Source organism: Streptomyces sp. ISL-94 (assembly GCF_018614075.1).
Classification (GTDB): Bacteria; Actinomycetota; Actinomycetes; order Streptomycetales; family Streptomycetaceae; genus Streptomyces.
In genome coordinates this window covers 20,554-42,286 of the sequence record NZ_JAGGOZ010000099.1, presented here as the reverse complement: position 1 = coordinate 42,286, position 21,733 = coordinate 20,554, and the positions used below count along the sequence as shown (strand labels likewise).

Annotated in this window: 16 protein-coding genes, 1 pseudogene and 1 riboswitch; of the genes and pseudogenes, 10 read left to right on the top strand and 7 right to left on the bottom strand. The window is 71.9% G+C overall.

Annotated elements, in window-relative coordinates; translation table 11 throughout:
* Positions 1-2: 2 nt before the first annotated feature.
* Together J7E94_RS27770 and J7E94_RS27765 are read right to left on the bottom strand one after the other, a co-directional pair.
* Entirely contained in the window at positions 3-704 is a 702-nt protein-coding gene (locus tag J7E94_RS27770; protein ID WP_215019548.1) for a response regulator, read from the bottom strand.
* Complete coding sequence (locus J7E94_RS27765; RefSeq protein WP_251057313.1) at positions 701-2,326, bottom strand: sensor histidine kinase; 1,626 nt, start codon at positions 2,324-2,326, stop codon at positions 701-703. The genes J7E94_RS27770 and J7E94_RS27765 overlap by 4 nt, the downstream gene beginning before the upstream one ends.
* Before the next feature lie 250 nt (positions 2,327-2,576).
* On the opposite strand from J7E94_RS27765, the pseudogene J7E94_RS36060 reads away from it, so the two are divergent.
* From J7E94_RS36060 to J7E94_RS27755, 3 genes and pseudogenes are all read left to right on the top strand, one after another.
* A pseudogene (locus J7E94_RS36060) lies at positions 2,577-2,705 on the top strand (discoidin domain-containing protein); the annotation flags it as partial.
* Positions 2,706-2,779: 74 nt separating this feature from the next.
* Positions 2,780-2,902, top strand: coding sequence for a hypothetical protein (locus tag J7E94_RS35500; RefSeq protein ID WP_285440835.1), 123 nt, complete (start codon positions 2,780-2,782; stop codon positions 2,900-2,902).
* 186 nt (positions 2,903-3,088) lie between these two features.
* A complete protein-coding gene (locus J7E94_RS27755; protein WP_215019547.1) occupies positions 3,089-4,099 on the top strand; it encodes a LacI family DNA-binding transcriptional regulator in 1,011 nt (336 codons plus the stop codon).
* Between the two features lie 249 nt (positions 4,100-4,348).
* On the opposite strand, the gene J7E94_RS27750 is transcribed toward J7E94_RS27755, so the two are convergent.
* A complete protein-coding gene (locus J7E94_RS27750) occupies positions 4,349-5,575 on the bottom strand; it encodes a citrate synthase family protein (RefSeq protein ID WP_215019546.1) in 1,227 nt (408 codons plus the stop codon).
* A 70-nt stretch (positions 5,576-5,645) separates the two neighbouring features.
* Between J7E94_RS27750 and J7E94_RS27745 the strand changes: the two genes are divergently transcribed.
* Positions 5,646-6,797, top strand: coding sequence for a citrate synthase (locus J7E94_RS27745; protein ID WP_215019545.1), 1,152 nt, complete (start codon positions 5,646-5,648; stop codon positions 6,795-6,797).
* A 24-nt stretch (positions 6,798-6,821) separates the two neighbouring features.
* Positions 6,822-7,886, top strand: coding sequence for a GTP-binding protein (locus J7E94_RS27740; protein ID WP_215019544.1), 1,065 nt, complete (start codon positions 6,822-6,824; stop codon positions 7,884-7,886).
* 62 nt (positions 7,887-7,948) lie between these two features.
* Here the strand turns inward: J7E94_RS27740 and J7E94_RS27735 are convergent, their stop codons facing one another.
* The 3 genes from J7E94_RS27735 to J7E94_RS27725 all read right to left on the bottom strand — a co-directional run bounded on the left by J7E94_RS27735 (position 7,949) and on the right by J7E94_RS27725 (position 13,143).
* Positions 7,949-8,470, bottom strand: coding sequence for an SMI1/KNR4 family protein (locus J7E94_RS27735; RefSeq protein WP_308345479.1), 522 nt, complete (start codon positions 8,468-8,470; stop codon positions 7,949-7,951).
* Positions 8,471-8,521: 51 nt separating this feature from the next.
* On the bottom strand, positions 8,522-10,585 hold the full coding sequence (locus tag J7E94_RS27730) for a restriction endonuclease (RefSeq protein WP_215019543.1): 2,064 nt from the start codon (positions 10,583-10,585) through the stop codon (positions 8,522-8,524).
* 104 nt (positions 10,586-10,689) lie between these two features.
* On the bottom strand, positions 10,690-13,143 hold the full coding sequence (locus J7E94_RS27725) for a DNA topoisomerase (ATP-hydrolyzing) subunit A (RefSeq protein WP_215019542.1): 2,454 nt from the start codon (positions 13,141-13,143) through the stop codon (positions 10,690-10,692).
* A gap of 215 nt (positions 13,144-13,358) precedes the next feature.
* Between J7E94_RS27725 and J7E94_RS27720 the strand changes: the two genes are divergently transcribed.
* From J7E94_RS27720 to J7E94_RS27705, 4 genes are all read left to right on the top strand, one after another.
* Positions 13,359-14,732 carry a pitrilysin family protein gene (locus J7E94_RS27720; RefSeq protein WP_215019541.1) on the top strand — a complete coding sequence of 458 codons (1,374 nt, stop codon included), beginning with the start codon at positions 13,359-13,361 and terminating at the stop codon, positions 14,730-14,732.
* 20 nt (positions 14,733-14,752) lie between these two features.
* Entirely contained in the window at positions 14,753-16,120 is a 1,368-nt protein-coding gene (locus J7E94_RS27715; RefSeq protein WP_215019560.1) for a pitrilysin family protein, read from the top strand.
* Positions 16,121-16,349: 229 nt separating this feature from the next.
* Positions 16,350-16,509, top strand: a riboswitch (cyclic di-AMP (ydaO/yuaA leader).
* Between the two features lie 12 nt (positions 16,510-16,521).
* A complete protein-coding gene (locus J7E94_RS27710; RefSeq protein ID WP_215019540.1) occupies positions 16,522-17,319 on the top strand; it encodes a M23 family metallopeptidase in 798 nt (265 codons plus the stop codon).
* 203 nt (positions 17,320-17,522) lie between these two features.
* On the top strand, positions 17,523-18,197 hold the full coding sequence (locus tag J7E94_RS27705) for a GntR family transcriptional regulator (protein ID WP_215019539.1): 675 nt from the start codon (positions 17,523-17,525) through the stop codon (positions 18,195-18,197).
* Positions 18,198-18,477: 280 nt separating this feature from the next.
* Here J7E94_RS27705 and J7E94_RS27700 read toward each other — a convergent pair whose 3' ends face one another.
* On the bottom strand, positions 18,478-18,759 hold the full coding sequence (locus J7E94_RS27700) for an HPr family phosphocarrier protein (protein ID WP_215019538.1): 282 nt from the start codon (positions 18,757-18,759) through the stop codon (positions 18,478-18,480).
* A 185-nt stretch (positions 18,760-18,944) separates the two neighbouring features.
* On the opposite strand from J7E94_RS27700, the gene J7E94_RS27695 reads away from it, so the two are divergent.
* The gene (locus J7E94_RS27695) at positions 18,945-21,689 is read left to right on the top strand and encodes a bifunctional GNAT family N-acetyltransferase/acetate--CoA ligase family protein (RefSeq protein WP_215019537.1); all 2,745 of its coding nucleotides are present in this window, start codon (positions 18,945-18,947) and stop codon (positions 21,687-21,689) included.
* The last annotated feature ends 44 nt before the right edge of the window (positions 21,690-21,733 follow it).

Below are 21,733 nucleotides of genomic sequence, written 5' to 3'. Positions count from 1 at the left end.
CCTCAGCCGGATCCCTCTGAGGGGAGCCAGGTGTAGCGGTGCTCCGGGCGGCCCGTCTCGCCGTAGCGGAGGGCCAGGGTGACGCGGCCCGAGCGTTCGAGGAGCTTCAGGTAGCGCTGGGCGGTCTGGCGGCTGATGCCCGCCCGGTCGGCGATCTGCTGGGTGGACAGGGGGCCTCCCGCGGAGCGGAGGACCTGGCGGACCAGTTCGGCGGTGGTGGGGGAGTGGCCCTTGGGGAGCTCGTTCGGGGATCCGGCGGCGGCGAGGGCGCCGAAGATCCGGTCCACATCGACCTGTTCGGCCTCGCCCCCGGTGTCGAGGGCGCGGCGCAGTGTCCCGTAGGCCTCCAGCTTCGATCGCAGGCCGGCGAAGGTGAAGGGCTTGACCAGGTACTGGAGGGCGCCGAGGCGCATGGCGGCCTGGACGGTGGCCAGGTCGCGGGCGGCGGTGACCATGATCACGTCGGTGCTGCGGCCGAGTTGGCGCAGGCGGCGCACCAGGTCGAGGCCGTTCTCGTCCGGGAGGTAGTGGTCGAGGAGGATCAGGTCCACGGGGTGGGTGGTCAGGAACGCGAGGGCTTCGGCCGCGGAGTGGGTCTGGGCGACCACCAGGAAACCGGGAACCTTCGCCACGTACGCCGCGTTGATCCGGGCAACGCGCATGTCGTCGTCGACGACCAATACGCGCATCGGGGTCTCGTTCATCGCAGGGCCTCCGGGAGCACGACGGAGAACTCCGCCCCTCCGTCCGCTGTCTCGCCGGCCCGGGCGCTGCCGCCCTGCCGCTCCGCGAGGCGGCGTACGAGGGCGAGGCCCAGCCCGCGCTCACGGTGGGCCTTGGCCTGTTTGGTCGACCAGCCCTCCGTGAAGATCTCCTCGCGGCGTGCGACGGGGACGCCGGGGCCGCTGTCGCGCACGCGGAGCACCGCCGTCCGGCCTTCGGCGCGCAGCTCCACCTCCACCAGGGGTGCCGTCGAGCCGACGGCGGCGTCCAGGGCGTTGTCCACCAGGTTGCCGACGATCGTGACGAGGTCGCCCGGGTCCACCAGGCGGTCGGGGAGGAGGGTGGTCTCGGCCAGCCGCAGGGGGACGCCGCGCTCCGCCGCGACGGTCGCCTTGCCCACCAGGAGGGCTGCCAGCAGCGGGTCGTGGACCTTCTCCGTGACCTGTTCGGCGGTGGTGCGGTGCACCCCGACGACCTCCGTCACGAACTCCACCGCCTCCTCGTGCAGGCCGAGCTCCAGCAGGCCGAGGAGGGTGTGGAGGCGGTTGGCGTGCTCGTGGTCCTGGGCGCGCAGGGCGTCGATGAGGCCACGGGTGGAGTCGAGCTCGCGGCCCAGGTGCTCCAGCTCGGTGCGGTCGCGCAGGGTGGCCACGGCGCCGCCGTCCTCGGTCGGCATCCGGTTGGCGACCAGGACCCGGGGGCCCTGGACGGTGACCAGGTCGCGGCCGGTCACACGGCCTGCGAGGACGTCCGCGGTGCGTCCGGCGCCGAGGACGTCGTCCAGCGGACGTCCGGCGAGGCCGCCCGAGGGGCCCGCCGCGTCCGGCGTGAGGCCCAGCAGGCGGGCGGCCTCGTCGTTGACGAGCCGGACCCGGCCCGCCCGGTCGAGCGCGATCACGCCTTCGCGGACGGAGTGCAGCATCGCCTCGCGCTCGGTGAGCAGGCCCGCGATGTCGGAGAAGGCCAGGTCCCGGGTCTGCCGCTGGATCCTGCGGGACACCAGGTAGGCGGCCAGGGCGCCGGCGGCGAGGGCGCCGCCCGCGTAGGCCAGCAGGCCGGGGATGGCGCCCAGCAGCCGGTCGTGGACGCTGTCGTAGGCGATGCCGACCGAGACGGCGCCGACGATCTCGCCGTCGGCCGCCAGGAGCGGGACCTTGCCGCGGGCGGAGCGGCCGAGGGTGCCCTCGTCGATCTCCATGACCTCGCGGCCCGCCAGGGCATCGCCCGGGTCGGTGGAGACGGGCAGCCCGATCCGTCCGGGGCTGGGGTGCGAGCGGCGGATGCCGTCCAGGTCGATCACGACGACGTACTCGGCTCCGGTGGCCCGGCGGATCCGCTCGGCCGAGGACTGCACCGGGCTGTCCGGCGAGGCCCCGGAGTCCAGCAGGTCGGCGGCCAGCGACGGGTCGGCCGCGGCGCTCTGCGCGATGGCGAGGGCCCGCCGCATGGCCTGGTCGTCGAGCTGCGCGCTCAGCGGGGCCAGGAAGAGCCCGGTGGCCAGCACGACCACCCCGCCGGCGATGGCCAGCTGGGTCAGCAGGATCTGGGAGACGGCCCGTCTGGGCAGCCCGAGGCGCCGAGCGCTCATGAGGAGGAACCGCATGAGTAGCAACGGTAGGTCGGCTCCCGCCTAAGCGGAATTCCCTCATTCACGCAAATCCCTTGCGTCAATTGTGCCCAGCTTGCGCAAGAGATGAGGGCGTGAAAGTGCGGTCGTAGCAGTAGACGACTGAGCAGCACTCGGCAACTCTCCCACTGGACGATGCAAATTCCTGTCTCAGCTGGTTCAAAAAACTCATGCCGAGGGACGAGGACATATGAGAAGGCTCAAATGAAGAGGGCGGGCCCCGGCCGCCAACATCACCGACGGCAACCAGTCGACGTACTGGGAGAGCGCGGGCAGCACCTTCCCCCAAGGGGTGCAGACCGATCTCGGGGCCGTCACCCGGGTCGACCAGGTGGTGCTCAAGCTGCCCGCCGCCTGGGAGAGCCGCAGCCAGCCCCAAGCGGCGACGCCTTCGACGCGAAGTCCGGCTTCGGCCTCTGGGCGAACGAGATGCCGGAGGCGGGGCAGGGGCCGGCGGCCGGTGAGGTCACCGTCCACAACCTGAAGACGAGCGACAACGCCGTGGACGTGCGGGACACGACCTCGACGTTCAAGATCAACCAGCTCCCGTAGGTGACAGGCGGGGCATCCCGAGGGTGCCCCGCCCCGTCACGACCGTCACGTCCGATATCGCCGTGCTGGGTTCCAGGGCTCGCTGCGGGTGGAGTGCGTGACCTCTTTCATGCCGCTCTTCCATGCGTCAAACTGGCCGTAATCGAACTGCAAGAAACTTGCATTTCTTGCGCTAGTCTTGCGCTCATGACGCGACGACTTGCTCAAGTGGCGAAGAAGGTGGGAGTCAGCGAGGCAACGGTCAGCCGGGTGCTCAACGGCAAGCCGGGCGTTTCGGAGGCCACCCGCCAGTCCGTGCTCACCGCCCTCGATGTCCTCGGCTACGAGCGCCCCACCCAGCTGCGCGGCGAGCGCGCCCGGCTGGTCGGGCTGGTCCTGCCCGAGCTCCAGAACCCCATCTTCCCGGCCTTCGCCGAGGTCATCGGGGGCGCGCTGGCCCAGCAAGGAATGATCCCGGTGCTCTGCACCCAGACCACTGGCGGGGTCTCCGAGGCCGACTACGTGGCACTGCTGCTCCAGCAGCAGGTGTCCGGAGTGGTCTTCGCGGGAGGCCTCTTCGCGCAGGCCGACGCCCCGCACGAGCACTACCGGCTGCTGTCGGAGCGCAAGGTTCCGGTGGTGCTCATCAACGCCTCCATCGAGGACCTCGGCTTCCCTTGCGTGGCCTGCGACGACGCCGTCGCCGTCGAACAGGCCTGGCGCCATCTGGCCTCCCTCGGGCACGAGAGGATCGGCCTGGTGCTCGGCCCGCCGGACCACATGCCCTCGCTGCGCAAGCTGGTGGCCGCCCAGTCGGTGGCCGCCGCGGCCGGCACCGAGCTGCCCGAAGCCCACGTGGAGCGGGCCCTGTTCTCGCTGGAAGGCGGGCACGCGGCCGCCTCCCGGCTGCTGGACCGCGGGGTCACCGGCATCATCTGCGCGAGCGACCCCCTGGCCCTCGGGGCGATACGGGCCGCACGCCGCCGGGGACTGGACGTGCCCCGCGAGGTCTCCGTGGTGGGGTACGACGACTCCGCGTTCATGAACTGCACCGAGCCCCCGCTGACCACCGTCCGCCAGCCCATCGAGGCGATGGGCCGGGCCGCGGTCGAGCTGCTCACCGCGCAGATCCAGGGGGCCGCCGTCCAGCCCGGCGAACTGCTCTTCGAGCCGGAGCTGGTGGTTCGGGGCTCCACCGCGCAGGCCCCCCGCGGGTAGCGCCCGTACCGCCTTCGACCGGCGAGCCCAGGGCTCCGGAACGTCATCCGCCGACGTCCCGGAGCCCTTTTTGCGTTCTCTGTACTGCGCATCTCTGTCAATCTCTTACGGAGTATGCGCGAGATATTGCGTTCATCTGTGGGTGGTGGTTGAGTGTGCCGCGCTCGCCCCCACGCCTCCCGTTCGATGCTCGAAGGGGACCACCGATGAGAACCCACATCCGCCACACCGTCGCGGCCGCTGCCGGCGTCACGGCATCGGCTGTGGCGGGCGGGGCCCGTGGTACTCCCCGCTCGGGCGCATCCGCAGCGGCCGCTCCTGGTACTCCTCCAGCGCGTGCGCGATCCAGCCGGCCGTGCGCGCCACCGCGAAGACCGTCTCCCCGGCCTCCGCCGGCATCCCGCACGCCACCGTCAGCACGGCCAGCGCCAGATCCACATTGGCGTGCAGTCCGCCGCCCTGCCTGGCCATCACCTCGGCCACCTCCCGCGCGGCGCCCAACGCCGGCCCGGCCTGCGGCAGATCGTCCAGGCGGGCGAAGAGCGCCTGCGCGCGCGGGTCCCCGCCCTTGTACAGCCGGTGCCCCAGCCCCGGCACCCGCCGCCCCGCCCGCAGGTACTCCGCCACCACCGGAGCGGCCCCGCCCCGCTCCAGGACCTCCGCCAGCATCCGGTGCGCGAGCCGGCCGGCCGCGCCGTGCAGCGGCCCTTCGAGCGCGCCGAGTCCGGCCGACACCGCCGCGTACGGGTGGGCCCGGGCCGACGCTGCCACCCGTACCGCCAGGGTGGAGGCAGCCAGATCGTGGTCGACCAGCAGCCCCAGCGCCAGATCCAGCACGGCCAGCGCGTCCGGGTCCGGCTCGCACGCCGTCAGCCGCGCCCACAGCTGCCGGGCCATCCGGCCGTCGCCCGCCCACGCGGCGGGCCCGGCCTCGGGCAGGGCGCCGACCAGCGTGGGGATCAGGCAGCGCGCGGAGCCCAGTACGGCCTCCTCGGACAGGTCGAAGCGCAGCGGGTCCGCCACCGCCGCGGCGGCCACCGCCACCCGCAGCCGGTCGACCGGACCGCTGTGCTCCGGGAGGGCGGCCACCGCCCGCCGGGCCGCGGCGAGGGGCTCCGCGGGAGCGGCGAACCGGGCCCCGTGCGGGAGCGCGCCCGTCCAGAGCCACTCCGCGACCTCCTCGTAGGCGTACCGCGAGGCCAGGGCCACCGCGTCCACGCCGCGGAAGTAGTACCGGTCCCGCTCGATGAGCGTGAGGGACGTGCGTACGGAGAGCTCACCGGTGGGGGTCGCCGCCTCGCGCCGGTTGCGCCGGGCCAGCGCCTCCACCTCGCGCGCGTCGAAACTGCTGCCGCGGCCCACCGGATCGCGCCGGCTCGTGAGCTGGCCGCGGCTGACGTAGGCGTACACCGTGGCGGGCTTCACCCCGAGCAGCTCGGCGGCCTGGCGGGTGGTGAGCCGTCGCTCTTCGTTCATGCACGACAGCCTACATATATTGATTCGATCAATATTGACAAGGATTCCATCAATCATCGATGGTCGATCCATGAACACCACTGTCGAAGTACCCCGCGGTCTCGCGGGAGTCGTGGTCACCGAGACCGAGCTCGGTGATGTCCGGGGCCGTGAGGGCTTTTACCACTACCGCCAGTACTCGGCCGTCGAGCTCGCCGGAAGCCGCAGCTTCGAGGACGTGTGGCACCTGATGTTCCGCGGCACGCTCCCGGCGGACGCGGCCCAGCGCGCCGCCTTCGCCGCCGAGATCGTCCCGCTGCGCCGGCTTCCCGAGGAGGTGCGGGACGCGCTCCCCGCCCTCGCGCGCGCCACCGTCCTCTCCGGACCCCTCGCCGGACTGCGCACCGCGCTCTCGCTGCTCGGCGCCTCCGCCGGCTTCCGCCCCCTGTACGACATCGCCCCCGGCCGCCGCGCCGCAGACGCCCTGGCCGCCTGCGCCGCCGTACCGACCCTGCTGACCGCGCTGCACCGGCTGGGCCAGGGCCTGGAGCTGGTCGAACCGCGCGACGACCTGCCCTACGCCGCCAACTACCTCTACATGCTGACCGGCCACGAGCCCGACCCGGTCAAGACCCGCGCGGTCGAGCAGTACCTGATCTCCACCATCGACCACGGGTTCAACGCCTCGACCTTCACCGCCCGCGTGATCGCCTCCACCGGCGCCGATGTCGCGGCCTGCCTGACCGGGGCGATCGGCGCCCTCTCCGGCCCCCTGCACGGTGGCGCCCCGAGCCGGGCCCTGGACACCCTGGACGCCATCGGCACCGCCGACCGGATCGGGCCGTGGATCCGGGAGCGGGTCCTCGCGGGGGACCGGATCATGGGTTTCGGCCACCCCGTCTACCGCACCGAGGACCCCCGCTCCCGCATGCTGCGCGACACGGCCCGCGGCTTCGGCGGCCCCCTCGTGGACTTCGCCGTCGAGGTCGAGCGCCAGGTCGAGGAGATCCTCGCCGAGCTCAAGCCGGGCCGCGAACTGCACACGAACGTGGAGTTCTACGCGGGCGTGGTCATGGAGCTGTGCGGGCTCCCGCGCACGATGTTCACCCCGACCTTCTGCGCGGCCCGCGTGGTCGGCTGGAGCGCCAACATCCTCGAACAGGCCGCCGACTCGAAGATCATCCGACCCGCCGCCCGCTACACCGGCCCGACCCCGCCCCAGCCGGTGCCGCCCCTCGGCTGACCGCGCTTGGCTACGATCGACCGGGTGAACAGCAGGCAGCCCATCCCCGTCGTCGTCCTCGCCGGATTCCTCGGATCCGGCAAGACCACCGTGCTGAACCACCTCCTCGGCAACCGAGGAGGCACCCGAATCGGAGTCGTCGTCAACGACTTCGGGTCGATCGAGATCGACGCCATGTCGGTGGCCGGCCAGGTCGGGGACTCCATGGTCTCCCTCGGCGGCGGCTGCCTGTGCTGCGCCGTCGACGGCAGCGAGCTGGACGCGTACCTGGAGAAGCTCTCCGCGCCCGTCCACCGGATCGACGTGATCGTCATCGAGGCGAGCGGGCTGGCCGAGCCCCAGGAGATGATCCGGATGCTCATGGCCAGCGAGAACCCGGACATCCGCTACGGCGGCATGGTCGAGGTCGTGGACGCGGCCGAGTTCGACGCGACCCGGGCCAAGCACCCCGGGACCGACCGCCACCTCGCCGTCGCCGACCTGGTGGTGCTCAACAAGACCGACCGCGTCGACGCCGCGGAACGGGCCCGCGTCGAGGGGGAACTCGCCGCGCTCTGTGCGCCGGGCATCCCCGTGATCGGGGCCGACCACGGACGGATCGACCCGGAACTGCTCTTCGACCGCCGCACCTGGACCGAGACCCGCGGGCAGCTCTCCTTCGAGGACCTGATCGCGGAGGCCGAGGACCACGAGCACTGCTCGCACCCGCACACGGAATACGAGAGCACGCAGTTCGTCTCGGAGCAGGCCCTCTCCCCGCGCCGGTTCCTCGACTTCCTCGACCGCCGGCCGGCCGGGCTCTACCGCGTCAAGGGCTTCGTCTACTTCGGCGTCCCCGGCCACGAAGAGCGGTACGAGATCCACGCGGTCGGCCGCTTCCTCCGCTTCGCGCCGGAGCCCTGGGGGCGGGGCGAGGCACGCCTGACGCGGCTCGTCCTGATCGGCTCCGGCACCGACGGACCGGGGCTGCTGCGTGAGCTGGAGGCCTGCCGCGAACCGGCCCCGCACGAGGGGCGTCCCGAGAGCATGTGGGGCATCCTGCGGTACGTGGCCCGGCCCGCCGGTTCCGAGGACGACACCGACGCCTAGCCGGCCGGAGCCTGTCTCCTTGAGGGCCGACCGCGCAGGTCAAACGATCAGCTCGCTGATCTTCAGGGCAGGAAGGCGTAGAACGGGCGGTCAGGCGCGAAGTTGCGGGAACACACCGTCACGTCCCTACCCCTGAGATAAGCCAGCAACCAATCGCTGAACGTCATCTCGTAGAGGGTCCAGGCCGGACTGTCGAACTCCTGAACCACGACTCGCCAGGGCGACGAGGGGGCGTCGGGAACACGGAGGAACACCGCTTCCCCCGTCGTGGCCGATGCCACCGGTATCAACTCACCGGGGTTCGCCCCAACCGGACTGGGCAGGAACTCGGCCATGTCCTCCTCGCGCCAGAGCGCGAGATCCCCCCTGATGCCCTCTCCCAGACTGCGCAGAAGATGACCGGCGGGATGTGTCAGATACAACTGCCCGTTGACCGCGATCGAACCGTAGGCGTCCACGATCTCGCGGAAGTCCGCAGGAAATGCGGTACCGAGTTCCCGCTCCAGTTCGGTCCACGGAGCCGGATCCGACCAGTTGAAACGGGGTTCGCCCATCAGGGCTGTGATCTCTGAAAGCGTTGCCACAGGCTCCTCCTCACACGTCGAGCCGATGCCTGTCCTGGAGATGAACAGGCCTTAGGCCACCTCGACCCCGTACTCCCTCAGCAGGCCCTCCAGGCCGCCCCGGTAGCCCTTGCCGCCGATCACGAAATCCCAGTCGCCGTTGGAGCGGCGCCGGAAGGAGCCGAGTACCAGGGCGGTCTCGCCGGCCCGGCCGTCGGAGACGTCCAGCCGCCCGAGTTCCTCGCCACCGGCGGACAGCAGGCGGATGTGGGCGTCGGTGAACCCGGCGAGGTCGGCGTGCGGATCGACCTCCGGGTCGACCGCGGCCACGAGGACCAGGCGGTCGGCGGACTCCGGCAGGGCCTCGAAGGAGACCTCCAGCGCCGCCTTGTCGGGTGCCGAGTGCGCGCGGGCCCGTACTGCACCGTCCGGGGTCCGCGGGTTGTTGAAGAAGACGAAGTGCTCCTCGCTCAGCACCCGGTTGCCCGTACAGACGAGCGCGCACACGTCCAGTGCGACGGACCCCGCCCAGGACATGCCGAGCACGTTGTGGTCCGCCGCGGGAGCGGGCTCGGGCCTCCGCTGGGCGGGGACCGCCGAGGCCGCCGGGCCACCGCCGAGGCGGCCGCGCAGCCCGTACTGGTGCAGCAGCTCGACCAGATCCGCCCCGGGAACCAACTCCAGCGGCTTGCCGTTGGCAAAGGTGTACGAACCGGGCCCGAAGGACGCCGTGGTGACCAGCACCCCCTTGTTCGCCCCCTTGTCCTGGACCGTGCCGTACAGATCACGCACGGCCGTCGGCGGCACCGTGTTCCGGTAGCGCTTGACCTGCACCACGATCCGCCCACCACGGATCGGCGCCGGGTCCAGCGCCTCCACGTCCACCCCGCCGTCGCCCGACCGCTGCGTGGTCACCGCCTCCATGCCCATCGCCCGGAACAGCTCGGCGACCAGGTTCTCGAAGGCGATCGGGTCCATCGCGAAGAGGTCCGGCTCGTCCTCGTCCGCTTCGCCGGTGTGCCCGCCGTGGCTGACGACACCTCCGCCGACCTCGTCGGGCCGGCGCCCGGGGCGCACGGCCGCCAGCTGGTCGGGGCGCGCCGACAGCTGCCCGCCCAACCCCGCAACCAGACAATCCACCGCGCTGACCTGCTCAAGCCGCAGCACCTCGAAGGCGGACCGCGCCGCCGACACCGTGGCGACCACGAGCTGCGCTTCCAGGCCCGTCACCGGATCGTGGGCGTCCACGAACCCGTTGACGACCACCGAGTCCAGCACGCCGAACTCGTCCGCCGCGTACAGCTCGCGCACCACCAGCAGCACGCACTGCGCCAGCAGGTCCCGGTACAGCGTCCGCCGCTGCGTCGCCGGGCGGGCCGTCTCCTTGTCCTGGCCCGTACTCGGCACGAACCGCACCGACTTGGCCGCCGGCACCACCTCGTAACCCGGGAGCTCCCAGTCCAGCACCAGCTGGCGCGCCCCCGGGTCGTATGCGGCCGCCACCTGCCTCGGCAGCGCCTCCGGCCAGGCCGTCGAGGCGTACAGGGCGGCCGAGAAGTACTCCACCACCGCCTCGGCACTGCCCGCGCGCAGGGCCCCGGCCAGCTCGGCGAGCCCGCTGTTGTGCGCCCGTATCCCGGCGAGCTGCTCCGCCGCCCACCGGTCGTACTGCTGCCGGTACGACGCCAGCTGCTGCTGTCGCTGTGCCTCCGCGGCATGCGCCGCCTGCCAGGCCTGCGTGTACCGGGCGTGTGCCTCGCGCTCGGCCTGCGCCCGCCGGTTCGAGCCGAGGGTCCAGCCCGTGCTCTGCTGCTGGAACTGGTGAAGCTGCGGCATCGGCACCGGGTGCGCCAGCGTGCCCGGGTTGAAGGGGTCGAGCTGCTCGGACCGGACCAGCCCGGACATCCGGAACGCCGGTGCCCGGCACCCCGCGGCCAGCAGGTTCTGGAGGGCGGCGACTTCCGCCTCGATGTGCTCCGTACGACGCCGGGCCTCGGCCTCGCGGTGCTGCCGGTCGGCGGCCTGCTGTTCCCGCCGCCGACGCTCCGCCTGGCGCTGCTGGATCAGCTGCGTCTGCTGCATCCGGCGCTGGGTCTCCGCCCAGTCCCCGATCACTCCGCCCGAGCGACGACTCATCAGCTCTGTTCTCCCCCACCGCCAGTGCCAAGAGGGAAAACACTAGTCGCCCTTCGGGTGGTACGTCCCGGGTGGGGCGTACCACCCGAAGGGCGACTTCCGTCCTACAGCAGAGCCCCCGCCAGCGCCGCCACCGCCGCGGGCAGCGCGGTCCCCGAGCCGTCCCTTCGCGGGTCCACGGCCGGCAGCTCGGCCGGAGTGCCGTTCTCGGACGCCGCCCTGACCGGTGAATTGCCCGCCCAGGCCAGCACCAGCACGTCCTCGCCCTTCAGGAACCGCTGGCAGCGCACCCCGCCGGTGGCCCGGCCCTTGCGCGGGTACTGGTCGAAGGGGGTCAGCTTCCCGGACAGCACCGAGTCGTCCAGCGTCCCGTGCGAGCCCGCCACCGTGAACACCATCGCGTCCCGCGCCGGGTCCACGGCCGAGAAGTGGACCGCCTTGGCGTTCCCGGCGAGCTTGATGCCCGCCATGCCGCCCGCAGGGCGGCCCTGCGGGCGCACCTGGCCCGCCGGGTAGCGCAGCAGCTGGGCGTCGTCGGTGACGAAGACCAGGTCCTCCTCACCCGTGCGCAGCTCGACCGCGCCGACGATCCGGTCGCCGTCCTTGAGGGTGATGACCTCCAGCTCGTCCTTGTTGGCCGGGTAGTCCGGCACGACGCGCTTGACCACCCCCTGCTCGGTGCCCAGCGCCAGGCCCTGCGAGGACTCGTCCAGCGAGGTCAGGCAGATGACCTTCTCGTCCGGATCCAGGGTGGAGAGGAACTCCGATACCGGCGCGCCGCCCGCCAGGGTCGGCGCGGCCGCCGTGTCCGGGAGCTGCGGCAGGTCGATCACCGACAGGCGCAGCAGGCGCCCGGCCGACGTCACCACGCCCACCTCCGCCCGCGCCGTCGCCAGGACCTGCGAGACGATCAGGTCGTGCTTGGCCCGCTTGCCGTCGGCCTCCGCCAGCGGCTCACCGGTCACGGTCCGCGCCAGCAGGCCCGTCGAGGACAGCAGCACGCGGCACGGATCGTCGGCGACCTCCAGCGGAACCGCCGCCACCGCGGTGCCCGCCGACTCCAGCAGGACCGTACGGCGCTCGGTGCCGAACTTCTTCGCGACCGCCGCCAGTTCCGTCGAGACCAGCTTGCGCAGCTCGGTGTCGGACTCCAGGATCCCGGTCAGCTCGTCGATCTCGCCGGTCAGCCGGTCGCGCTCGGACTCCAGCTCGATCCGGTCGAACCTGGTGAGGCGGCGCAGCGGGGTGTCCAGGATGTACTGGGTCTGGATCTCGCTCAGCGAGAACCGCTCCATCAGCCGGGACTTGGCCTGAGCGGAGTTGTCGCTGTCCCGGATGAGCCGGATGACCTCGTCGATGTCGATGAGCGCCACCAGCAGGCCCTCGACCAGGTGCAGGCGGTCGCGGCGCTTGCCGCGGCGGAACTCGCTGCGCCGCCGGACGACCTCGAAGCGGTGGTCGAGGTAGACCTCCAGCAGCTCCTTGAGGCCCAGCGTCAGCGGCTGCCCGTCCACCAGCGCCACGTTGTTGATGCCGAAGGACTCCTCCATCGGCGTCAGCTTGTACAGCTGCTCCAGGACGGCCTCCGGGTGGAAGCCGTTCTTGATCTCGATGACCAGGCGCAGACCGTGCGAGCGGTCGGTGAGGTCCTTGACGTCGGCGATGCCCTGGAGCTTCTTCGAGCCGACCAGGTCCTTGATCTTCGCGATGACTTTCTCGGGGCCGACTGTGAAGGGCAGTTCGGTGACGATCAGGCCCTTGCGGCGCGCCGTCACGTTGTCCACGGTGACCGTCGCGCGGATCTTGAAGGTGCCGCGGCCGTTCTCGTAGGCGTCCTTGATCCCCGAGAGGCCGACGATCCGGCCGCCCGTCGGCAGGTCGGGACCCGGCACGAAGCGCATCAGCGCCTCCAGGTCCGCCTGCGGGTAGCGGATCAGGTGGCGGGCGGCCGCGATGACCTCGCCGAGGTTGTGCGGGGGCATGTTCGTGGCCATGCCGACCGCGATCCCGGAAGCGCCGTTGACCAGCAGGTTCGGGTACGCGGCGGGCAGCGCGACCGGCTCCCGCTCCTGGCCGTCGTAGTTGGCGGTGAAGTCGACGGTGTCCTCGTCGATCGACTCCGTCATCAGCGAGGTGGCGTCGGCCATCTTGCACTCGGTGTAACGCATCGCGGCCGGCGGGTCGTCGTTGCCGAGCGAACCGAAGTTGCCGTGGCCGTCGACCAGCGGCAGCCGCATCGAGAAGGGCTGGGCCATGCGCACGAGGGCGTCGTAGATGGACGCGTCGCCGTGCGGGTGGAGCTTGCCCATGACCTCGCCGACGACGCGGGCGCACTTCACATAGCCGCGGTCGGGGCGCAGACCCATCTCGTTCATCTGGTACACGATGCGCCGGTGCACCGGCTTCATGCCGTCGCGGGCGTCGGGCAGGGCGCGGGAGTAGATCACCGAGTACGCGTACTCGAGGAAGGAGCCCTGCATTTCGTCGACGACGTCGATGTCGAGGATCTTCTCCTCGAAATCCTCCGGCGGCGGGGTCTTCGTGCTGCGGCGGGCCATCGCTGCGCGGCTCCTTAACCAAAATGGGTGTGCTGGGGGGTCTGACGCGGACCATTGTGGCCCGAGGCACCGACAACGCCGACTCCGACCCCGGGGGTCCCCCCAGACGGAGTCTGGGGGAGTGACCCGGGAACTTATCCGGCAACCGACGCGCTTGCATACAGTGGCAGGTCTGACAGAAATCTCTGCATCGCGATCGAAGGGACCACATGCCCATGGGTCACACGGCCACCGCCCAGGCCGGCTCCGGCGGCCTGACAGCGACCGAGCACCGGCTGGCCAACGGCCTGCGCGTGGTGCTTTCCGAGGACCACCTGACCCCGGTCGCCGCGGTCTGCCTCTGGTACGACGTCGGCTCGCGTCACGAAGTCAAGGGCCGTACCGGCCTGGCTCACCTTTTCGAGCACCTCATGTTCCAGGGCTCGGCGAGCGTCCCGGGCAACGGGCACTTCGAACTGGTCCAGGGCGCAGGCGGCTCCCTCAACGGCACGACCAGTTTCGAGCGCACCAATTACTTCGAGACGATGCCGACCCACCAGCTGGAGCTCGCGCTCTGGCTGGAGGCGGACCGCATGGGCTCGCTCCTGGCCGCCCTGGACGAGGAGTCCATGGAGAACCAGCGCGACGTCGTCAAGAACGAGCGCCGCCAGCGGTACGACAACGTCCCGTACGGCACGGCCTTCGAGAAGCTGACCGCGCTGGCGTACCCCGAGGGGCACCCGTACCACCACACCCCGATCGGCTCCATGGCCGATCTGGACGCGGCCTCGCTGGAGGACGCGCGCGCCTTCTTCCGTACGTACTACGCGCCGAACAACGCGGTGCTGTCCGTGGTCGGCGACATCGACCCGGAGAAGACGCTCGCCTGGGTCGAGAAGTACTTCGGCACCATCCCCGCGCACGACGGCAAGCAGCCGCCCCGCGACGGTGCGCTGCCCGAGATCATCGGGGAGCAGCTGCGCCAGGAGATCGTCGAGGAGGTCCCGGCGCGTGCGCTGATGGCCGCCTACCGGCTCCCGCACGACGGTACCCGCGAGTGCGACGCGGCGGACGTGGCGCTGACCATCCTGGGCGGCGGGGAGTCCTCGCGGCTCCACAACCGCCTGGTACGCCGCGACCAGACGGCCGTCGCGGCCGGCTTCGGGATGCTGCGCCTGGCCGGCGCGCCCTCGCTGGGCTGGCTGGACGTGAAGACCTCCGGCGGGGTCGAGGTGCCCGACATCGAGGCGGCCGTGGACGAGGAGCTCGCGCGGTTCGCCGCCGAGGGCCCCACCGCGGAGGAGATGGAGCGCGCCCAGGCGCAGCTGGAGCGGGAGTGGCTGGACCGGCTGAGCACGGTGGCCGGCCGCGCCGACGAACTGTGCCGCTTCGCCGTGCTGTTCGGCGACCCGCAGCTGGCGCTGACCGCCGTCCAGCGCGTCCTGGACATCACCGCCGAGGAGGTGCAGACCGTGGCCGCGGCCCGGCTGCGCCCGGACAACCGCGCGGTGCTGGTCTACGAGCCGCTGCCGGCATCCGGAGCGTCCGACGAGAATGCCGAGAGCGCCGAGAACGCCGAGTCCGACGAGAACGAGGGGGCGGAGCAGTGAGCGACACCGCAGCCGTCACGATGACCTTCCACCCGCGGCCGCAGGCCGGCGAGCCGCAGCCGTGGGCCTTCCCCGCCCCCGACCGCGGCGCCCTGCCCAACGGCCTGACCCTGCTGCGCTGCCACCGCCCCGGCCAGCAGGTCGTCGCCGTCGAGGTCAACCTCGCCGCCCCGCTCGACGCGGAGCCCGAGGGCCTGGACGGCGTGGCGACCATCATGGCCCGCGCGCTGTCCGAGGGCACCGACAAGCACTCCGCCGAGGAGTTCGCGGCCGAGCTGGAGCGCTGCGGCGCCACCCTCGACGCGCACGCCGACCACCCGGGCATCCGGGTCTCCCTGGAGGTGCCGGCCTCCCGCCTGCACAAGGCGCTGGGCCTGCTCGCCGAGGCGCTGCGCGCCCCCGCCTTCGCCGACTCCGAGGTCGACCGGCTGGTGCGCAACCGGCTCGACGAGATCCCGCACGAGCTGGCCAACCCGCAGCGCCGCGCCGCCAAGCAGCTCTCCAAGGAGCTCTTCCCGGCCTCCCTGCGGATGTCCCGCCCGCGCCAGGGCACCGAGGAGACGGTCGCCCGGATCGGCTCCGCCGCCGTACGCGCCTTCTACGAGGCCCACGTACGCCCCGCCACCGCCACCGCGGTGGTGGTCGGCGACCTCACCGGAATCGACCTGGACGCCGTACTGGCGGACACCCTGGGCACCTGGACGGGCAACTCCGCCGAGGCCCTGCCGGTGCCGCCGGTGACCGCCGACGACACCGGCCGCGTGGTCATCGTGGACCGCCCCGGGGCGGTCCAGACCCAGCTGCTGATCGGCCGGATCGGGCCCGACCGGCACGACCGCGTCTGGGCGGCCCAGGTGCTCGGCACCTACTGCCTGGGCGGCACCCTCACCTCCCGCCTGGACAAGGTGCTGCGCGAGGAGAAGGGCTACACCTACGGCGTGCGCGCCTTCGGCCAGGTCCTGCGCTCGACCGCCGACGGCAAGGGTGCCTCGATGCTCGCCATCAGCGGCTCGGTGGACACGCCGAACACCGGCCCGGCGCTGGACGACCTCTGGAAGGTGCTGCGCACCCTCGCGGAGGGCGGTCTGACCGATGCCGAACGGGACGTGGCGGTGCAGAACTTGGTGGGGGTGGCCCCGCTGAAGTTCGAGACGGCGGCCTCGGTGGCCGGCACGCTGGCCGACCAGGTCGAGCAGGAGCTGCCGGACGACTACCAGGCGCGGTTGTACGCGCAGCTCGCCGCCACCGGGACGGTGGAGGCCACTTCGGCGGTCGTGGCCGCCTTCCCGGCGGACCGGCTGGTCACGATCCTCGTGGGCGACGCCTCGCAGATCGAGGCACCGGTTCGGGCGCTCGGGATCGGCGACGTGAGCGTCGTCACCAACTGACGTTTGCACGGGCGTCCAACTGACGTCCGGCCGAAGGCCAATTGGCTCTCGGCGAGAGGGGTTTCGGCGGCTTGCCCGCCGGAGCCCCTTTTGTCCATTTAGTGGTGTGGTTGCTTGTATGTGCTGTGGCGTACGCAACAAAAAGGCGTGTCTGTTTGGCGATTGACTGATGATCCGCCTAGCGTCGGCCGTGCTGTCCGTCAGTTGTGCCAGCCGCATCCGCGGCACCGGACAGCGATCGCCGAGTCCCCGTCAGGCGCGAGCCTGGGGAGCCGGGGACCCACATCAGTCCCTGGGGTGAATCGGACCGCCTCGCAAGAGGAGGCCCGTAGGAGACCTTCCTGCTCCGAACCCGTCAGCTAACCCGGTAGGCGAGAGGGAAGGAAAGGATCAGCCCCTTCATGGCGTTTGGCAGTCGTGTCGCCGGTAAGCACCGTGGTTCCAGTCGTCTGAGCCGCAAGACCGCCGGCTACGCCGGCATCGCCGCCCTCGCCACCACTGGTGTCGTCGGCTCCCTCGCCGCCCCGGCTTTCGCCGCGGACGCCGGCCACAGCAACTCCGCCCAGGACAACGCGCTCGGTGCCGTCGTCGTCGCCGAGGACCTCGCGGGCGACATCGAGGACCAGGCCGAGTCCCAGCAGCGCGCCGCCGAGCACGCCGCCGCCCAGGCGCAGGCCGAGGCCGACGCCAAGCAGCGGGCCTCCGAGGCCAAGCGCCTCGCCGAGGCCAAGGTGAAGGCCGAGCGCGAGGCCGCCGAGCGCGCCGCCCGCGAGGAGGAGCGCAAGCGCCTCAACACCTTCGTCGCCCCGGTCGAGGGCTCGTACGTCAGCACGCAGTACCACGCGGGCGGCGGCATGTGGTCCTCCGGCAGCCACACCGGCATCGACTTCCACGCCGCCTCCGGCACCTCCGTCCACGCGGTCGGCAGCGGGACCGTCGTCGAGGCCGGCTGGGGTGGCGCGTACGGCAACAACGTCGTCATCAAGCACAACGACGGCACCTACACCCAGTACGGGCACATGTCCTCGCTGAGCGTCTCCGTCGGCCAGCAGGTGACCCCGGGCCAGGAGATCGGGCTGTCGGGCTCCACCGGCAACTCCAGCGGCCCGCACCTGCACTTCGAGGCCCGCACCGGCGCCCAGTACGGCTCGGACATCGACCCGGTCGCGTACCTGCGCTCGCACGGCGTCAGCCTCTGACCCGAAGGCGCCCGCGCCCCGCGCACCGCACCAGCGCTTCACCGAAGGCCCCGGCTCACCGAGCCGGGGCCTTCGCGTTGTCCGCGTGCAAATGTTTCGTATTTTCGACCGCTCTCGGAAATTATCGTGTGTTGCAATAGAGTCGCAGCACGCGCACGCGTGTCCAATGAGGGTGCGAGTCGGAAATAGGCGGAGGTTCGGTCTTGCGTATTCCTGCGCACGCGGTATGCACGGCAATTCGCGACGACATCGTCTCCGGGGTCTTCGAACCGGGCGGCAGACTCACCGAGGAGGCGCTCGCCCGCCGGTACGGAGTCTCGCGCGTCCCCGTCCGCGAGGCGCTGCGCACCCTGGAGTCCGAGGGGTTCGTGACCACGCGGCGCCACGCGGGTGCCTGTGTGGCCGAGCCGACCGAGCAGGAGGCCGCCGACCTGCTGGAGCTGCGGATGCTGCTGGAGCCCCTCGCCGCGGCCCGGGCCGCCCGGCGGCGCACCGAGGCCCACCTCAAAGTGCTGCGCGGACTGGTCAGGCTGGGCCAGGAGCGGGCCAGGCGGGGCCAGGGGGAGGACCTGCGGTCCCTGGGCGGCTGGTTCCACGAGACCCTCGCCCAGGCCTCCGGCAGCCCCGGCCTGATCGCGCTGCTCACCCAGATGCGGTACAAGGTCGCGTGGATGTACGTGGTGGAGGCGCCCGTCCGGCCGGTGGAGTCCTGGGCGGAGCACGGCGCGATCGTGGACGCGGTGGCGCGCGGGGACGCGGAGCGGGCCCGGGCGCTGACCGTGATCCACGCGGACCGGACGGCGGGGGCGCACCGGCCGCGGCGGCCCGCGGTGAGCATTTCGCAACCTGCCGTAAACATGTCGAGCGGCCGGCATTAACAGAGGCCGTATACAAAGGACCGGTATCGGCGTGAATTCGCTGCTCGGCCGTGCCGTATTCCTTCGGGGCAGGTCGTCCAATAGGAGCGGCCTCGCGGAGCGGAATTCCGGCGCTGGCTTATTTCCGCTGAGGCCGGATGTGCGGCGAGCCCTATTTCGGCCGAAGTCGGAGTCGGATCCCGAGCCTGATTTCGTCGCGGAAACAGTGAAGCCGTGGTCCGGAGCTCCGGACCACGGCTTCGCCGCGTGTACTGCGTGAGGCCGAACCCGGCCCGAAGGGTCAGACGGTCTCGGGGAGCTCCTCGAGCCCCTCGGTGACCAGCTTCGCGAGGCGGTCCAGCGCCACCTCGGCGCCCTCGGCGTCGGACGCGAGGATGATCTCCTCGCCGCCCTGGGCGCCCAGGCCCAGCACCGCGAGCATGGACCCGGCGTTGACGGGGTTGCCGTCGGCCTTCGAGATGGTCACCGGGACGCCGGAAGCGGTCGTCGCGCGGACGAAGATCGAGGCGGGACGAGCGTGCAGGCCCTCGGCCCAGCCGACGTTGACGCGGCGCTCTGCCATGGTGATGCCCTTCAGGTTCTTACGGGTTGTCTAGACCAGTCTCTCACGACGCCCGGAATGCTCCGACCGACCTCCGGCTCCAATCCTCCGCCGTTTGACCTTCCCCAGCTTGCACTGATTTGCCCCAGCTTGCCTCATGCGCCGCGCAGGAGCTGTGCAGCCGGTCATGGCCGTAAGATCACCGCATGACCACCGAGTCGGACCCCTCGTACCCGGCCCACTGGGAAGCGGACGTCGTCCTGCGCGACGGCGGCACCGCCCGGATCAGGCCCATCACCCCCGCGGACGCGGGCCGGCTGGTCAGCTTCTACGAGCAGGTCTCGGACGAGTCGAAGTACTACCGGTTCTTCGCCCCGTACCCCCGCCTCTCCGATCGCGACGTGCACCGCTTCACGCACCACGACTACGTGGACCGCGTCGGCCTCGCCGCGACCATCGGCGGGGAGTTCATCGGGACCGTCCGCTACGACCGCATCGGCGCCGACGGCCGGCCCGCCACCGGGCCCTCCGACGAGGCCGAGGTCGCCTTCCTCGTCCAGGACGCCCACCAAGGCCGCGGAGTGGCCTCCGCGCTCCTCGAACACATCGGCGCGGTGGCCCGGGAGCGGGGCATCCGCCGGTTCGCCGCCGAGGTGCTGCCCGCCAACAACAAGATGATCAAGGTGTTCACGGACGCGGGCTACGAGCAGAAGCGCAGCTTCGAGGACGGCTCCGTCCACCTCACCCTCGACCTCGAACCCACCGCCGAGTCCCTCGCCGTCCAGCGCGCCCGCGAACAGCGCGCCGAGGCCCGCTCGGTGCAGCGGCTGCTGGCCCCCGGCTCGGTGGCGGTGATCGGCGTCAGCCGCTCCCTCGCGGGCGTGGGCGCGGCTGCGCTGCGCAACCTGCGCGACAGCGGCTTCCACGGCCACCTCTACGCCGTCAACGAGGCGGTCACCCGCGATCTGCTCGACGGCGTACGGGCCTACCCCGCGATCGGCGCCATCGGCGCCCCCGTCGACCTCGCCGTGATCGCGGTCCCGGCCGACCGCGTCCCGGAGGCGGTCGCCGCCTGCGGAGAGCACGGGGTGCAGGGGCTCGTCGTGCTGTCCGCCGGATACGGGGAGAGCGGACCGGAGGGACTCGCCCGCCAGCGCGAACTGGTGCGCCAGGTGCGCTCGTACGGGATGCGGCTGATCGGGCCGAACGCCTACGGGGTGATCAACACCGCGCCGGAGGTGGAGCTCAACGCCTCGCTGACGCCCGCGCCGATGCCGGTGCGCGGCCGGACCGGCCTGTTCACGCAGTCCGGGGCGATCGGCATCGCCCTGCTCTCCGCCCTGGTGCGGCGCGGGGAGGGGCTGTCCTCCTTCGTCTCGGCGGGGAACCGGGCCGACGTGTCCGGAAACGACATCCTCCAGTACTGGTACGACGACGAGGCGACGGATGTCGCCCTCATGTACCTGGAAACCCTGGGCAACCCGCGGAAGTTCACCCGCCTCGCCCGGCGGACGGCCGCCGTCAAGCCCGTGGTCGTCGCCAAGGGCGGCCGCCACACCCCGGCCGGGCACGTCGTCCCGGACACCCGGCTGCCGGACGCCACCGTCTCCGCCCTGCTGCGCCAGGCCGGCGTGATCCGGGTCGACACCGTCACGGAGCTGGTGGACGTCGGCCTGCTGCTGGCCTCGCAGCCGTTGCCCGCCGGGCCCCGGATCGCGATCCTCGGGAACTCCGAGTCGCTCGGGGTCCTCACCTACGACGCCTGCCTCACCCAGGGCCTGCGGCCGCTGCCGCCGATCGACCTGACCACGGCGGCCTCACCGGCGGACTTCCGCGCGGCGCTGGCCGCGGCGCTGTCCTCCGACGCCAACGACGCGGTCGTCGTCACCGCGATCCCGTGGGTGAACGAGCAGGCTCCGGCGGACGACCTCGCCGACGCCCTGCGGGAGGCCGTGGCCGAGGTGCCGGGCAAGCCGGTGGCCGTCGTGCACGTGGAACTCGGTGAACTGGTGGAGGCCCTGTCCGGGTTTTCGGCCCCGCAGCCGAGCGAGGCGCTCCTCCGGGCGGAGCCGCGCCCCGTCACCAGGATCCCGAGCTACCCGGCGGGGGAGCGGGCGGTGCGCGCGCTCGCCGAAGCCGTGCGCTACGGGCAGTGGCGGAGGGCCAACGCCGAGGCCGGCCAGGTCCCCGAGTACGAGGACATCGACGAGGCCGGCACCGCCGACCAGCTGGCCGGGCTGCTCGCCGGCATCGACACCGAGGCCGTGCTGACCCTGACCGACTGGGACGCCCGCGAGCTGCTCGGGAGGTACGGGATCCGCGTCCAGCCCACCCTGCCCGCGCCCAGCCCCGATGCGGCGGTCAGGGCCGCCGGGATCCTGGGCTACCCCGTGGCCCTCAAGACCACCGCCCCCCACCTGCGCCACCGCGCGGACCTGGGCGGCGTACGGCTCGACCTGCGCGACGAGGCCGAGCTGAGGCTCTCGTACGAGGAACTCACCGACGCGCTCGGGAAGCCGGCGGAGCTCCAGCCGGTGATCCAGCCCATGGTGCCCCGCGGGGTCGACACGGTCGTCCGCTCCGTGATCGACCCGGCCGCCGGCGCCGTCCTCTCCTTCGGGCTCGCGGGCGTGCCCTCCGAGCTGCTCGGGGACACCGCCCACCGGCTGGTCCCGGCCACCGACCGGGACGCCTCCGGGCTGATCCGGTCCATCCGGGCCGCACCCCTCCTCTTCGGCTGGCGCGGCAGCGACCCCGTGGACACCCCCGCCCTGGAGGAGCTGCTCCTGCGCGTCTCCCGCCTCGTGGACGACCACCCCGAGGTGGTCGGCGTCTCGCTGGAACCGGTGGTGGTCGCCGCCGAGGGCCTTTCCGTACTCAGCGCCACCGTCCGGGTCGCGCACCCGCCCGCCCGCGGCGACCTCGGCCCGCGGACCCTCCCCAATTACTGAGCGGGTACGGCGAAGGCCGGGGTGCCCCGTACGGGCCTTAGGAT

What these genes read in the sequence shown, in the direction of transcription:
- J7E94_RS27710 (WP_215019540.1), top strand. Translation starts at nt 16,522, where the DNA reads ATGGCGTTTGGCAGTCGTGTCGCCGGTAAGCACCGTGGTTCCAGTCGT.
- J7E94_RS27715 (WP_215019560.1), top strand. Translation starts at nt 14,753, where the DNA reads ATGACCTTCCACCCGCGGCCGCAGGCCGGCGAGCCGCAGCCGTGGGCC.
- J7E94_RS35500 (WP_285440835.1), top strand. Translation starts at nt 2,780, where the DNA reads ATGCCGGAGGCGGGGCAGGGGCCGGCGGCCGGTGAGGTCACCGTCCAC.
- J7E94_RS27770 (WP_215019548.1), bottom strand. Translation starts at nt 704, where the DNA reads ATGAACGAGACCCCGATGCGCGTATTGGTCGTCGACGACGACATGCGC.
- J7E94_RS27695 (WP_215019537.1), top strand. Translation starts at nt 18,945, where the DNA reads ATGACCACCGAGTCGGACCCCTCGTACCCGGCCCACTGGGAAGCGGAC.
- J7E94_RS27755 (WP_215019547.1), top strand. Translation starts at nt 3,089, where the DNA reads ATGACGCGACGACTTGCTCAAGTGGCGAAGAAGGTGGGAGTCAGCGAG.
- J7E94_RS27730 (WP_215019543.1), bottom strand. Translation starts at nt 10,585, where the DNA reads ATGAGTCGTCGCTCGGGCGGAGTGATCGGGGACTGGGCGGAGACCCAG.
- J7E94_RS27720 (WP_215019541.1), top strand. Translation starts at nt 13,359, where the DNA reads ATGGGTCACACGGCCACCGCCCAGGCCGGCTCCGGCGGCCTGACAGCG.
- J7E94_RS27725 (WP_215019542.1), bottom strand. Translation starts at nt 13,143, where the DNA reads ATGGCCCGCCGCAGCACGAAGACCCCGCCGCCGGAGGATTTCGAGGAG.
- J7E94_RS27750 (WP_215019546.1), bottom strand. Translation starts at nt 5,575, where the DNA reads ATGAACGAAGAGCGACGGCTCACCACCCGCCAGGCCGCCGAGCTGCTC.
- J7E94_RS27765 (WP_251057313.1), bottom strand. Translation starts at nt 2,326, where the DNA reads ATGCGGTTCCTCCTCATGAGCGCTCGGCGCCTCGGGCTGCCCAGACGG.
- J7E94_RS27745 (WP_215019545.1), top strand. Translation starts at nt 5,646, where the DNA reads ATGAACACCACTGTCGAAGTACCCCGCGGTCTCGCGGGAGTCGTGGTC.
- J7E94_RS27700 (WP_215019538.1), bottom strand. Translation starts at nt 18,759, where the DNA reads ATGGCAGAGCGCCGCGTCAACGTCGGCTGGGCCGAGGGCCTGCACGCT.